Below are 13,885 nucleotides of genomic sequence, written 5' to 3' on the forward strand. Positions count from 1 at the left end.
CGGGCCAGGGAGTGGGCGAGCCGGGCGAGGCCGGTGTCGATGTCCTCGCGGCGGCGTTCGATCAGGCCGTCGGTGTAGAGCACGAGGACGTCGCCCTCGCAAAAGGCCGTGACCGCCTGGTTCCGGGGAACGTGTTCCGGGCGGGCGGCCAGCGGCGGATCGGTGGCCTGGTCCAGGAACTCCACGGTCCCGTCCGTCCGGCGGAGGGCCGGTGGCGGGTGGCCGGCGCTGCTGTAGCTGATGGTGTGGGTGTCCCAGTCGATGAAGGCCGTGGCCACGGTGGTGTTCTCGGCGCCGTCGACGGTGCGGGCGTAGAGCCCGAGGACTTCCAGGGCGCCGGCGGGGCCCTCGGAGACGAGGCAGGCGGCGGTGAGGGCGCTGCGCAGTTGTCCCATGACGCCGGCGGCGGGCAGGCCGTGGCCGACGACGTCGCCGACGGCGACGGCGATGCGGTCGCCGGGCCGGTCGATGAGGTCGTACCAGTCACCGGCCACGTTCAGCGCTGCGGCGGCGGGCCGGTAACGCACGGCCGCCGGATGCCGGCCGACCGGACGGGGAGCGGGCAGCATGGCCTCTTGCAAGGTCAGCGCGACTTCACGGGCACGGATGAGTTCGGTGACGTCCTCCACGCGGTGCAACAGCAGCGCCACCTGACCGTCAGGGGCCAGGACGGGAACGTTGGTCAGGTTGAAATACCGCTCGTGCCATACCCCGGGCCGGTCCGGGTCCTCCGTGTCGAAGCGCTCCAGCGCGATGGTGTCGCGCTCACCGGTGTCCGCCACCCGGAGTAGTGACGCCATGATTTTGAGTACGAGGGGCTGCTCGTTCTCGGAGCGGTCTTCGAGCAGGAAATGACCGACCAATTGCTCGCGGCTGCGGCGCAGGATGCGCGTAAACGACGCGTTGACGTCCATGAAGACCAGCTTCGGGGTGAGCAGCGCCACCGCCCCGGGCAGGGCCTGGAACACCGCCGTGTAGTCGACCTCCGGCTCCGTCATGACTTTCCTGCCTAGCCGCCGCTGCGTCTCTTTTCACGATACGAGCGGGAGCCACCGCTCGCCCCATGGACAGCCCGGCCTGAACGGCGGTCCGGCGGCCGGGGCGGATGTTGTCACGTTTCGCGGCCCTCGGCTGTCAAGGGGGTAGATATGCGGAGCAATGAGGGAGATGGGTCATCTTGGACGTCTACGAGGCAGTCACGAGCCGACGGGCCGTGCGCGGGTTCATCGACCGGCCCGTCCCGAGGGAGGTGCTGGAGCGGGTGCTGTCCGCGGCGGCCTGGGCGCCGTCCGGGTCGAACCTCCAGCCCTGGCACGTCTACGTGCTGACCGGCCGACCGCTGGCCGAACTCAAGGAGCGCGCCGGCAAGCGCGTGATCGCGTGCGATACCTGGGACGAGCGGGAATACGAGATGTACCCGACCACACTGAAGTCCCCGTACCACGAGCGCCGATCCGCCTTCGGCGCGGAGCGCTACAGCGCACTCGGCATCGCGCGCGAGGACTGGGAGGCGCGTCAGAGGGCCGCTTCCGCGAACTGGGACTGCTTCGGCGCGCCCGCCGCGCTGTTCTGCTACATCGACCGTGACCTGGGCCGGCCCCAGTGGTCCGACGTGGGCATGTATCTGCAGACCGTGATGCTGCTGCTCCGCGCCGAAGGCCTGCACAGCTGCCCGCAGATGGCGTGGTCGGTCTATCGCAAGACCGTCGCGGAGGTCGTGGCACCCCCGGACGACCTCATCCTCTTCTGCGGCATGTCGATCGGATTCGAGGACACCGCGGCGCCCTACACCCGTACAGGCCGGGCACCGCTCGACGAGACGGTCACGTTCGTCGACGGGCAGTCGTGAATCCGGCGACCTCTCCCGTCGGTGGCTCCGGGTCGAGTTGGTGGAGCCACCGACGGGCCCGTCCGTCAGGGGGGATCAGTCCTCGTTGGCGTCGAGGACGCGGCCCTTGAGCTTGATCGGGTTGGCGGCGCCCACCTTGAGCTGACCGTCGGTGTAGCGGCCCGGTGCTGCGCCGTCGATGGCGGTGATCTGGGCCGCGTAGCCGAGGGCCTCCTGGTTGGTGGCCAGGTACGGGTTGTGGGTGAAGGTCATCGTGCGGCCCCCGTCGCCGAGGGTGCCCTGGGTGGTCTTCAGATTGCCCTTGGCCTGGAGCGTGTTGACGTCGTGGTAGGCCCACGAGAGCCAGCTGGTGAACACGAAGCCCGTGGGCGCCTTCAGGCTGAACGTGACGTCGCCGGGGTTCACCGGGTCCGGCACGGTGCTGAGGATGCCGAAGCTGAGGTGAGCCGGAACGCCGCCGGGCGCGTCCTCGACGATGCCCTGCTGGAGGATGTACAGCTTGTTCTCGGAACCCGGTTCTACCGGGGACTGGGTCTGCGTGGCCATGGGTTTCCCTTCTGCGAATGGGTGTTTCCGCGTGGGCGGATCCGCCGGTGGCGGGCTTGGGGGTGGGCCTGCTCAGGCACCCTCGGGGCGGGAGGCGGCCGCCATGAGCTAGGCGGAGGGGGCCGCGTCGGCGGGCGCGTGGTCGGCCAGGAGCGGGCCGAGGACGGCGAGGGCACCCAGGACGACGTCCTCGTAGAGGTAGAAACCCGCCTGGAGCGGCGGCAGTTCGGCTTCGGTGCCCTGCGGATCGGCTTCCGGGCCGGTGGCGGTGGCGTATCCGGTGTCGTCGTCGGCCTCGGCCTGGGGAGCGGGCGTGCCGAGCAGATCCGTGAGGTCCAGTGCGGCGCCCAGGAAAGCGGTGCGGGCGGTGGTGGCCAACAGGCGCAGGGGGAGGTCGAGCGCGGCGGCGGTGCGCTGACCGGGGATCAGTTTCGTCGCGGCGGGTGCCTTTGCGGTGGCGGCGGCGAGCCACTGGACGGGCAGGGTGCAGGCGGAGACGATCCGCTCGGTGGACACCGGGGGCGGCGGGTCGCCGTCGACCATGAGGTCCTCCCACTCCATGAGGTCGAAGAGGAACTGGCCTCCCTTGTAGAAGGGCCAGGGCCGGACCGTGTCGAGGAGCAGACGGGCGCGTTCGGGGTCGCGGTGGCGCAGGGCCACGCCGTGTCGGGCCAGGGTGCACAGGCACTGACGCAGACAGCCGTTGACCTGGCCGAGGAAGGCGAAGGCGCGGAGGTCGGTCGGGGTCGGCGGGCCGGTGTCGACGGGGCCGGGCGGGGGCGGTGGGGTCGTGGTCACAGTGGCCTTGAGGTGACGTAGTGGGCGATCTGACGCAGGACGGCTTTGCCTTCGTTCTCGGGGATGATCCGGAGGTCCTCTTCGAAGCGGGCGATGCCTTCGGCGGCGAGCCGGTCGGCGAGGGCGGTGGCGTACTCGATGGAGCCGTGCCGGCGCATGGCGGCGAGGAGCTCCTCGGCGTGCTGCTGGGTCTTGTCGGTACGGCGCCTGCGCAGGACGTCGAAGAGACGGGGGCGCTCGTGGGTGTACGCGGTGCGGAAGAGGTGGATCAGCATCACCGTGCGCTTGCCTTCGAGCAGGTCGCCGAGGGGTTCCTTGCCGTAGAGGGCCTCCTCGCCGACCAGATTCAGGATGTCGTCCTGGATCTGGAAGGCGATGCCGATGAGGCGGAACGCCTCGTCGAACCGGCCCAGTACGCAAGGGTCGGTGACGCCGGCGCAGACCGCGCCGATGCGACACGGGCTCATGCACGTGTACCAGCCGGTCTTCTTGGTGCTCATGGTGAAGTAGGCGTCGTCGGCCTCGGGCACGAAGTCGTGGCGGATCCAGCCCAGTTCCATGGCCTGCCCCTCGATGGACTCCCGGCACATGTGCACGGCCTCGTGGATGAGGCCGAGGGTGCGGGCCAGGCCGAGCGTTTCGAGGTTGGACAGGACGGCGTCGACGGCGAGCAGGTTCAGTCCGTCGCCGACGTTCACGGCCAGGCCGAGGCCGTGTTCCTCGTGCATGGTGGGCAGGCCGCGCCGGTGGGTGGACTCGTCGGCGATGTCGTCGTGCACGAGGAAGCCGTTGTGGAACAGCTCCAGCGCGGCGGCGGCGCGTACGGCGTCGTCGGGGCGTCCCCCGAAGGCGGCGCAGGCCGCGATGGTCAGGGTGGGCCGCAGGCCCTTGCCCTGCCGGGCGGGGTAGGAGCGCATGAGGTCGTACAGCTCGGCGCGGGGTTCCCGGTCGGGCAGGAGCCGTTCGATCTCCTCGTTGGTGCGGGCCCGGCACCGGTGCATGGTCTCCAGCAGGTCCGCGTCGCGGACGGTGTCCTCCAGCGACCAGTCGGTGCTGGTGCGGCCGTCCCACAGCAGGCGCGGCGCCGTGACGGTGGTGTCGCCGATCAGCGGGACCGGTGCCGGCGCGTCCTCGGGGGAGCGCCGGGCGAGGAAGTCCAGCGCCGTCCAGTCGACCGGGTCGGCGGCCGGCTCGGCGGCGGGGACCGCGGTTCCCCACAGCTGGGGTGCCTGTTCGCGGTAGGTGCCCCAGAGTTCCTGCATGCTGCGCAGGCCGGCCGCGCGCTGGGACAGCAGCGTGAAGGCGCGCCACACGGCGAGGGTGTCGTCGCGGGAGCCGCGGACGTCGAGGCTTTCGGGCAGGACCTGGCCGATGGGCGCGCGCTGGAGGTCGAACAGCAGGTTCATGGCCCGGTCGTCGAAGGCGACCTCGACGTCCGGATCCGGGCAGCGGTCCTGGTCCACGGCGATACGGCTGTGCCGCGCGGTGAGCGTGGCATGACTGCCGTCGTTGAAGTGCAGGCCGAGCCGGATGCCGCGCAGCTGATCCGCCGCGGCGGCGAGGATCGCCGGCGCCCGGTCGGACAGGGCGGCGACGGTCTCGTCCAGCAGCCGGGCACCCGTGAACGCGGGCGGGGTCTCAGTCATGGGCACCTCCGGCGAACTCGACGATGCCGTTGGTGCGGAAGCCGATGCCGTGCCCGCCGACCCGGCCCTCCACGGTGCAGGGGCCGAGGGTCTCGTGCACGCTGAACGGGTGCAGGCTGGTCTCGGACGGGTTGGCGATCCGGCCCGACGTGTGCGAGCGGAAGTCGAGGACGAGACGGTCGTCGCCGAGCCGGGCCGTGATCAGCAGTCGGCCGGGCACCGCGGCCGTCGGCGGCGTGCCCAGCATGTCCGCCAGTGGCGGCACCACGGCCACCCGGTCGCGGTCCAGGCTGCCGCTGACCGCGACCCGCAGGTTGCGGCGGGGGAAGTGGCGGATCATGCGTCCTTCGCGCCACAGCATCACCGACCCGTTGGCCGCGTCCGCCGGGAACCTGGGCTGGATCAGGGTGAAGACGACCGCCGAGGGCGGGGCGGCGTCGGCGGGGCCGGAGGGGTCGTTGACGAATCCGAACACCCAGCCGCCGAGCGTGGGCCAGGACCACCGGCCGCGTACCCGCTCGTGGTAGCCCAGCAGGTCCGTCTCCGTGGCCGTGCCGTCGCCGTGCCACAGGGTTCCGGTGCCGAGGACACCGGGCTCGGACTGCCACCGCAGGTGCTCGTCCCCGCCGAACGGCGCGCACTGCGAGGTGCACGGCCTGCTGGTCCGGGTCAGCCGTAAGTCCGCCGCCGGCACCGCCGAGCGGGCCGCCACCCGGAACGCGCCGGGCTCGCCGTGCGGATGCGGTAACCGGAACGCCGACCAGGGCAGTTCGGGCTGCTCGGCGTTGAACTGTGTCGCGCTCCAGCCGTGCCCCTCCTCGTGGATGAGGAGGATGGCCATGTGCTGCCCCTCGGCGGCCGTGCCGGTGCCGCTTCGCCGTCCGGTGGCCGGGGCGCCCGGATCCGCGAAGACGCTTCCGCTGGAGGACCCCAGGACGGACAGGTTGGCGATCAGGGCCTGCCGGCCGCAGCGGGACAGGAACGCGTAGTGCAGCCACTTCCGGTCGAGCGGATGGGTGAGCGGAGTGCCCGGGAAGGGGCCCGGGGGACCGAGTCTTGGGAGGGGCGGGACGAACACGTTTCGAAAGCTAACTCATTGCATTGCCCTCATTACAACTTGTGATGATCGGGCGGGTGACGTGGGGGCAGAGAATCGTTTACTTGCATATTCGGGGTTTGAAAACGCAAAGAGCCGCCTGTGGCGGAACGTCCGTCACAGGCGGCCTCGGAGGACCGTGCCGGTTCGGCTAGTCCTCGTCGTCCTCCAGAACGCTCGCCTTCAAGCGCACTTCCGGCGCGCCCGCGACGACCGCCCGCCCGTCGGTGTACCGGCCCGGTTCGGCGTCCGGCAGGGCCCGGATGCCGAGCGTGTAGACCAGGGCCGCCGCCGGATGGTCCGGGGTGTTCAGGCGGGGCTCGTCCGTGACGGCCAGCTCCCTGCCGCCGTCCCGTACGGCCGCCGTCGCCGTCCCGCCGGGGAGCACCGTGCGGTCCGCGCGGTAGTACGCGCAGGTCGCCCGGCCGTCGAAGACGAAACCCGTCGGAGCCGTGAAGCGGTGCTCCACCCGTCCCGGGACCCAGGGGTCGGTGGACGAGACCCGTACATGGATCAACTCGCTCGCTCCGCGCGGGATTTCCACCCCGACCTCCTGGCGGACCAGGAGGTCGGGGTGTCCTTGCGGCACGGGGTGTCCTTGCGGCGCGCGTTCTCCTTCCGGTTCGGGTTCCGGCTTCTTCACCCGTTCCGGCTCTGGTTCCGGCTTCTTCTCGCCTCCGGGCTTCCTCTTGCCTCCCGGCTTCTTCTCGTTTCCCGGCTTGCCGGCCCCCCGGGAGGGAGCGGCGGTGAGCGGCAGGGCGGCGATCCGGTGGTGGAAGTTGTCCGCCACGAGCAGTCGCCCGGCCGGGTCCACCGCGAGACCGCACGGGTAGGCCAGCGACGTGGCGGCGGCCTCGGACACGGCGTCGGCCTCGACGGCCGCGTCCGTCGCCGGATCCGGCCCTGCCATGACCGTGGCGGCTCCATCGGCCAGCCGCCACACCCGGTGTCCGTTCAGGTCGGCGACGTGGACGGCCCCCTGGGCGTCGACAGCCACCGCGCACGGTGCGCTCCAGTCGACCTCCAGGGCGCCGCCGCTGCCGCCCGGCGGTCCCGCCAGTACCCGGAGCGTCCCGTCCCTGCGCAGCAGCAGCACCCGCCGGCCCGCCGGATCGGCGATGTACAGCTGTCCGGCGGCGTCGGTCGCCAGGCCGGCGGGCACGAACGCGTCTCCGGCGTCCGCCGTACCGGAGCCGGCCGTACCGGCGTCGGCGGATCGTCCGGATGCCGTGACGACCGTGCTGATGACGCCGTCGCCGTCGATCCTGCGCACTCGGGGGCTGCCCGCCTCGCCGATGTACAGCGCTCCCGTGCCGTCCACGGCCAGGGCGCAGGGGGCGTCCAGCCGAGCTCGGTCGGCGGGGCCGCCGTCACCGTCGCCGCCTCGGGTGCCGTCTCCCGCGACGGTGTCGACGACGCCTGAGGGGTCGATCCGGCGGACCCGGTGGTTCATCTCGTCGGCGAAGAACACCGCTCCGTCCGGGCCGACCGCGAGGGCGCTCGGGAAACCCAGCCGGGCGCGTACCGCGTCGGCGCCGTCCCCGGCGAAGCCGCGCAGCCCGTCCCCGGCGACCGTGGTCAGTACGCCGGAGCCGTCGATCCGCCGGATCCGGTGGTTGGCGTGATCGGCGATGAACACCGCCCCGCCCCCCACTGCCACGTCCGCGGGGAAGGCCAGCCGTGCTTCCGGTGCGGGCCCGTCGTCCCCGGAGAATCCGGCGGTGCCGTTCCCCGCCACGGTGACCGGCTCGCCGGGCCTGTCCGGGGAGGCCGCCCTACGCCGCCGGGACGCGGTCCTCGCCGTCACCCGGTCACCACCCGGCGCCGTCGCGGTCGGGCCTCGGCGGTGTCCGGTCGCTTCCGCTTCCCTGCCCGCTCCCCTGCCCTCGTCTCCCGCATGTCCGTCTCCTTCCGAGGCGTCGTTGGCCTCCCCCTGCATACCGGCCGGGTCGGCAGCGCGGGAGCAGCGCACCGCGCGCTCCACCCGCACGAGGGAGAAGTCAGGCGGCAGGAGCCGGGCCGGGCGTCGGCGGGCCCGAGGGGGCGAAGGGCGGGCAGTGGCGGCGCACTCGGAGGGCGCGGGGCCGCCGTACCCCGCATCCGTGTGCCCTCACGTGCTTCAGGTCCACTCGAACAAGTGACGCAGGATCGATCCCGCATTCGCAGATGGGGGAATCGCGGCATACATCCTGTGGGCCCGGGCCAACGATGGACGTGGATGACGGCCCGGTGCGCGCCGCAACGCCTGCGTGAGCGCCCCTTTTCGAGGCCGTGGGAGGCGGACCACAAGCCCAGGAGGACGCGGAGATGGCCACCGAGGTGCAGTCCAAGAAGGAAGCCTACAAACGCGGCGAGGACCAGGGGCGCGCCGACGCGCTCGCCGGGCGCCCGCACGCCGACCCGCCGCGCGACGGCAAGAGAGCTGAGAAGGACCAGTACGCGAACGGCTACGACTGGGGTTACGAGCAGGGCCGTGCGCAGAAGCTGGACCTCGTGGTGTGGCAGGAAGGCGGCGTCGAGGACGCCCCTGGTGGCCTCGGCACCATCATCAACATCTGTGTCCGCACGCCGAACTGGGACGAGACCGTCGACGCCGGCGAACGCGAGCACGTCTTCACCGCCCCCACCGGTTTCCGCTGGAACGGCATGGTGGGTGCCCAGTACAAGCGCATGGACCAGACCACCGGCGGCAACCTGCCCCCCGTCCAGGCCAAGGTCAGCGACGACGGGCGCACGCTGACCTTCACCTACCACGTACATCTGAACACGGGCAGTGAGGACAAGGACTGCATCGTCTACACCTGCGGCCTCGAAGCCGTGGACGGCGCCAGGCCCGGCCGTTTCACCGACGGCGTCGCACAGATCGGCACCGCGCCCCCGGTCAAGCTCAAGGCCGAGGTCATCGAGGACGAGGACTAGCGAGAAGCGAGAGCAGGAGCCAGACACCATGACCACCGTCGTCACTTCCGGCGTCTTCCCGTCCACCGATCCCGCCGCCTCGCCGATCAGCGGTCTGGGCACCGCGGATGTCCGGTGGGGCAGCAGCGGCTCCCAGAGCGGGTACCAGTTCCGCGGTTCGGCCGCGGACGTCGAGCTCGACGGCACCGAGTTCGTCATCGGTACCTTCGTGCACCGCAATCTGCCCACCAGCGTCAGCCCGTCGCAGTTCGACGTCCGGCTCACCATCGACGTCCTGTTCGAGGACGGCAGCAGCACCGACCTGACTTTCAGCTTCCACCACTTCGAGACGCCCAACAGCACCGGCAGCAGTCCCGTGGACGACGACCTGGTCGACCTGGAGACGTTCGTCCACCCCCAGCCCGTCACGATCGGCGGCAAGCAGTACCGGGCCGTCCTGAGCGGGTTCAAGCAGGGCGGCCAGATCGTCCGGCAGTTCCGCAGCCCCGAGGGCGGCGTCAACTTCGCCGAGGTCGTCTGCATGTTCACCGCCGAAGAACCGGACGTGATCATCTCCGACCTGCGTTACCTGGGCACGGGCCCGGGCCAGTCCGACGAGTACGTCGAGATCTTCAACCAGGGCGGTGCGCCGCAGGACCTGACCGGCTGGGTCGTGGAGTCCAAGCCCACCGGGCGCGACTTCCCCTTCCCCCCGGGGACGGTCATCCAGCCCGGCCAGCGCTACCGGATCTACACGAACGAGGCCCACCCGGAATTCGGCGGATTCTCCTTCGGCTCCTCCCAGCAGGTCTGGCGGGACACGGGCGGCATCGCCCGCCTGGTCGCGGCCGACGGTCACGTCCCGGACCAGTACCCCTACCTCGACCGGGGCTTCAACACGACCGGCACCCCGTAACCGGGCCTCGTCGGCCTTCGACGACCGGTGGGGCCGAAGCCGGCCGCACCGGTCGGGCCGCGTTCGGTGCAGGGTGTCCGGGGGGTGCTTCGGGCGGTAAGGCGTCGGCTTCGCCGCAGCGGTGCTATCAAGGGTGTATGGAGGTATTTTCCGGGCGCCCTCGGGGCCCGGAACGGCAGCCGCCCATCGGGCACTCGCGCCACCGCGCCTCCCTGCTGGATCCGCGCACCACGGCCGGTCAGGTGTTCCTGCTCCAGGTCGCCATCGTGGTCCTGCTGGTCGTGGCGGCGGTGGCGGCCGTGGTGCTGCAGGCGGCACATGGCGCGTTGGAGCTGGGGCGCCGCGAGTCGGTCGTCGCGGCCCAGGCGTTCGCGAGCGCCCCGGGCACGGCCGAGGCGATGCGGAGCCATGATCCGACGGCGGTGCTCCAGCCGCAGGCCGAGGAGGCGCGCAAACGCGCGGGCGTGGACTTCGTCGTCGCCCTGAACACGCAGGGGATTCGTTACACGTATCCCTATCCGGGGGAGATCGGGAAGAAGTTCGTCGGAAACTTCGCGCCCGCGCTGAAGGGCCAGACCGTCGTCGAGCAGGCCGGCGGGCCGCCGCTGCCCACGGGCAAGGGGACGGCCGTGCAGGCGGTGGTCCCGGTGAACGACGCGCACGGCAAGGTGGTCGGCCTGGTCTCCGCCGGAATCACGGTCAAGAACGTCTCGGCCCAGTGGATGCCGGAGCTGCCGATCATCCTGGGCAGCGGCGCCGCCGCGCTGGCGCTGGCCACGGCGGGAACGATAGGGGTGGCCCGGCGGCTGCGACGGCAGACGCACGGCCTGGGCCCGACGGAGCTGGCGCAGCAGTACGAGCACCACGACGCGGTCCTGCACGCGGTGCGGGAAGGCGTGCTGATCACCGACGACGACGGACGACTGCTGCTGGCCAACGACGAGGCGCGGCGGCTGCTCGGGCTGTCGGCGGACGCGCTGGGGCGCCCGGTGCGGGAGCTGGGACTGCCGGAGCAGATCACCGGCCCGCTGTCGTCGCCGGGGGTGGTCACCGACGAGGTGCATCTCGTGGGGGACCGGCTGCTGGCGGTGAACAAGCGGCCGACGTACCCGCAGGCCGACCGGGGAGGCAGTGTGGTGACCCTGCGGGACACCACGGAGCTGGAGGCGGTCTCGGGGCGGGCCGAGGTCGCGCGGGAACGGCTGAAGCTGCTGTACGAGGCCGGGGTGGGGATCGGCACGACGCTGGACGTGGGGCGTACGGCCCAGGAACTGGCCGACGTCGCGGCGCCGCAGTTCGCCGACCTGGTGACGGTGGACCTGCTCGACGCGGTGCTGCGGGGGTGGGAGCCGACGGCGGAGGGCTGGCGCCATCTGCGCCGGGCCGCGATCGGTGGCGAGCAGCGGATGATCCCGGTGTATCCGGTGGGCCAACTGATCACGTTCTCGCAGCGCACACCGCACATGCGGACCTTGCAGGAGCGCCGGGTCATGCTGGAGGAGGACCTGCGGCAGGCGCAGGGCTGGCGGGAACAGGATCCGGAGCGCGCCCGCAGGGCCCTGGAGTACGGGTTGCGCGCGCTGATGACCGTGCCGCTGTGGGCGCGGAACGTACCGCTGGGCGTGGCGAACTTCTACCGGACGGCGGACTCCCCGGCGTTCGAGCCGGAGGATCTCTCCTTCGCGGAGGAACTGGCCGCGCGGGCGGCCCTGGCCATCGACAATGCCCGGAGGTTCACCCGGGAGCACGCGATGGCGGTGACGCTGCAGCGCAGTCTGCTGCCGCGGGCCCAGCCGGAGCAGGACGCGCTGGAGGTGGCCTGGCGGTATCTGCCCGCTGAGGCGGGGGTGGGCGGGGACTGGTTCGACGTCATCCCGCTCCCGGGCGCGCGGGTGGCCCTGGTCATGGGTGACGTGGTCGGTCACGGGCTGCACGCGGCGGCGACGATGGGCAGGCTGCGCACCGCGGTGCACAACTTCTCCACCCTGGACCTCCCCGTGGACGAGGTGCTCGGCAACCTGGACGACCTCGTCGCCCGCATGGACAACGAGAAGAGCGCCGACGATGTCGCGGAGGGCCGCGAGGGGGAGGGGGTGACCGGGGCGACCTGTCTCTACGCGGTCTACGACCCGGTGGCGGGGGTCTGCACGATGGCCCGTGCGGGACATCCGGAACCCGTGTTGGTACGTCCGGACGGAACGGTCACCTGTCCCGGCGTGCCGGCCTCGACGCCGCTCGGTCTGGGCGGTTACCCCTTCGAGATCGCCGAGTTCTCCTTGCCGGAGGGCTCCCAACTGGTGCTGTACACCGACGGTCTGGTGGAGGACCGCAACCACGACATCGACGTCGGGATGGAGAAGCTGCGCCGGGCGCTGGACGGTTCCGGGCGCCGCACTCCGGAGGAGACGTGCCAGGCGGTGATCGACGTGCTGAAGCCGGAACACTCCTCCGACGACATCGCGCTGCTGGTGGCGCGCACTCGGCTGTTCCCGCCCTCGCGCGTTGCCGAGTGGGACGTGCCGTCGGACGCGGCGGTGGTTCCCTCGGTACGGGCGCGGTGCCGGGAGACGATGCGGGAGTGGGGACTGGAGGAGACCGGGTACGCCACGGAGCTGATCCTCAGCGAGCTGGTCACCAACGCGATCCGGTACGGCCTGCCGCCGGTCCGTGTGCGGCTGCTGTACGGACGCTGTCTGATCTGCGAGGTGGCGGACGGCAGCGGCACCTCGCCACGCCTGCGGCGGGCCGCCACCCTGGACGAGGGCGGGCGGGGACTGTTCCTGGTGGCGCAGTTCGCCCAGCGCTGGGGGACGCGGTACACGACGCGCGGCAAGGTCATCTGGGCGGAACAGGTTCTCCACGACGGCCCGTCCGCCGCCATGAGCCAGACACCGGTCGACTTCCTGCTCGACCAGTTCGACGATCTCGACGTGTGAGCCCGCGCGGAGCGCGGGGGCAGACCGGCACCTTTCGGTCCGGCCCTTTCTCTTCGTCCAGCCCGGGGCAATTCGGCACGCGAAAGGTTTCAGCCTTTCCCGGGGAGGGAGAATGGCTGGATTTTTGCGTTTGCGTCTTGGGTCGATTAACCGTGGCGTAATGGTTTGTAAAATGTGATCCGCGTCACATTGCCGTAAGTGATCTGCACGCTACTCTCACATTCACACCAAAGGGGTTGCACACTCCGCGCTGTCCCGGCGGTTGAATCGTGCCGAGTCCCGACCGGACTCGCTGTTTCGACGGGGGAATACGTCTTGCGGCGTTTGGAAATAGGCGAGAGCGCAAGGAACGTCGGCAACGAACGGAATCCGGATCTGGTCACCATCTGTGATCCGGCCAAGGCTTACGCCACGCTGTGTCAGGCACTTCTCGAACTTCCGCGCCAGGGCGGGGGCGGACTGGTCCGGCTGACCGGGCGCTTCGCCGTCGAGGCGCTCGGCCGCCCCGGCTCCGACCTGTCGCGGCTGGTACGGGACGAGGTCGTCCGCCGCGGTCACGAGCTTCGGCTGCTGGTCGGTCCGGCCGGCGCGGAGGAGCCCGTCGCTCGCACGCTCGTCGCCCGCCTCGTCGCCGAGGGGGCCCGGGTCCGCGTCTCCTCCGGCCCCCTGCCCAATCTGGGTATCTGCGGCAGCGAGCTCGCCGTCGTGTACGCGTTCCCGCGGGACGGGCAGCAGTCCCAGGCCGCTCTGGTGGCCCGGCACGAGGCCGTGACCGCGCTGGACCAGTACCAGCTGGTGCTGTGGGAGCACGCTTCCGAGCCGAAGCAGTTCTGTCACTCCGCCCGCCCGGCGGCGCTGGACGAGACCCAGGTGCAGGTCCTGAAGCTGCTCGGCTCCGGTATGAAGGACGACGCCGCCGCGCGCCAGATGAACGTGTCCGTTCGCACCTATCGCCGGCATGTCGCCGCCATATTGAAGTCCCTGCATGTCAACACCCGATTCGAGGCGGGACTGAAAGCGGCCGAACTGGGTCTCCTGAGCAAACGCCGCCCGTCCGCCCAGGAATCGGAACGCGACGGTGGCAGGTTGATGCCGAGTTTTCTCTAGAAGAACGCTTGCCGGGGTGTCATCCGGCTTCTAAGTTGTTCTGCCGGATCGCCGGTCAACAGTATCTTCGCGCCATTCTCCGGCGCGTATGGA

The 13,885-nt window shown here is 71.1% G+C and carries 11 protein-coding genes; 5 read left to right on the forward strand and 6 right to left on the reverse strand.

Translation table 11 applies throughout. From position 1 onward, the window contains the following. A partial coding sequence (locus IPZ69_RS36835) for a PP2C family protein-serine/threonine phosphatase (RefSeq protein WP_235459061.1) occupies positions 1-998 on the reverse strand: 998 nt, incomplete at its 3' end. Between the two features lie 179 nt (positions 999-1,177). Here IPZ69_RS36835 and IPZ69_RS36840 point away from each other — a divergent pair. Then, positions 1,178-1,849 carry a nitroreductase gene (locus tag IPZ69_RS36840; protein WP_235459062.1) on the forward strand — a complete coding sequence of 224 codons (672 nt, stop codon included), beginning with the start codon at positions 1,178-1,180 and terminating at the stop codon, positions 1,847-1,849. A gap of 75 nt (positions 1,850-1,924) precedes the next feature. Here the strand turns inward: IPZ69_RS36840 and IPZ69_RS36845 are convergent, their stop codons facing one another. From IPZ69_RS36845 to IPZ69_RS36865, 5 genes are all read right to left on the reverse strand, one after another. Next, complete coding sequence (locus IPZ69_RS36845; protein ID WP_235459063.1) at positions 1,925-2,395, reverse strand: hypothetical protein; 471 nt, start codon at positions 2,393-2,395, stop codon at positions 1,925-1,927. A 108-nt stretch (positions 2,396-2,503) separates the two neighbouring features. Continuing rightward, positions 2,504-3,193 carry a hypothetical protein gene (locus IPZ69_RS36850; protein WP_235459064.1) on the reverse strand — a complete coding sequence of 230 codons (690 nt, stop codon included), beginning with the start codon at positions 3,191-3,193 and terminating at the stop codon, positions 2,504-2,506. After that, a complete protein-coding gene (locus IPZ69_RS36855) occupies positions 3,190-4,839 on the reverse strand; it encodes a polyprenyl synthetase family protein (RefSeq protein ID WP_235459065.1) in 1,650 nt (549 codons plus the stop codon). The genes IPZ69_RS36850 and IPZ69_RS36855 overlap by 4 nt, the downstream gene beginning before the upstream one ends. Next, positions 4,832-5,917: a hypothetical protein gene (locus IPZ69_RS36860; RefSeq protein ID WP_235459066.1), complete on the reverse strand. Its 1,086-nt coding sequence runs from the start codon at positions 5,915-5,917 to the stop codon at positions 4,832-4,834. The genes IPZ69_RS36855 and IPZ69_RS36860 overlap by 8 nt, the downstream gene beginning before the upstream one ends. A 169-nt stretch (positions 5,918-6,086) precedes the next feature. Continuing rightward, entirely contained in the window at positions 6,087-7,742 is a 1,656-nt protein-coding gene (locus IPZ69_RS36865; protein WP_235459067.1) for an NHL domain-containing protein, read from the reverse strand. A 500-nt stretch (positions 7,743-8,242) separates the two neighbouring features. Here IPZ69_RS36865 and IPZ69_RS36870 point away from each other — a divergent pair, with 500 nt between their 5' ends. The 4 genes from IPZ69_RS36870 (at position 8,243) to IPZ69_RS36885 (ending at position 13,792) form a co-directional block, all read left to right on the forward strand. After that, positions 8,243-8,854 carry a hypothetical protein gene (locus IPZ69_RS36870; protein WP_235459068.1) on the forward strand — a complete coding sequence of 204 codons (612 nt, stop codon included), beginning with the start codon at positions 8,243-8,245 and terminating at the stop codon, positions 8,852-8,854. A gap of 28 nt (positions 8,855-8,882) precedes the next feature. Beyond that, complete coding sequence (locus tag IPZ69_RS36875) at positions 8,883-9,749, forward strand: lamin tail domain-containing protein (protein WP_235459069.1); 867 nt, start codon at positions 8,883-8,885, stop codon at positions 9,747-9,749. 137 nt (positions 9,750-9,886) lie between these two features. Continuing rightward, entirely contained in the window at positions 9,887-12,685 is a 2,799-nt protein-coding gene (locus tag IPZ69_RS36880) for a SpoIIE family protein phosphatase (protein ID WP_235459070.1), read from the forward strand. Between the two features lie 315 nt (positions 12,686-13,000). Continuing rightward, positions 13,001-13,792, forward strand: coding sequence for a helix-turn-helix transcriptional regulator (locus tag IPZ69_RS36885; protein WP_235459071.1), 792 nt, complete (start codon positions 13,001-13,003; stop codon positions 13,790-13,792). Positions 13,793-13,885 lie beyond the last annotated feature (93 nt).

The organism is Streptomyces olivochromogenes (assembly GCF_021538895.1).
GTDB classification, from domain to species: domain Bacteria; phylum Actinomycetota; class Actinomycetes; order Streptomycetales; family Streptomycetaceae; genus Streptomyces; species Streptomyces olivochromogenes_A.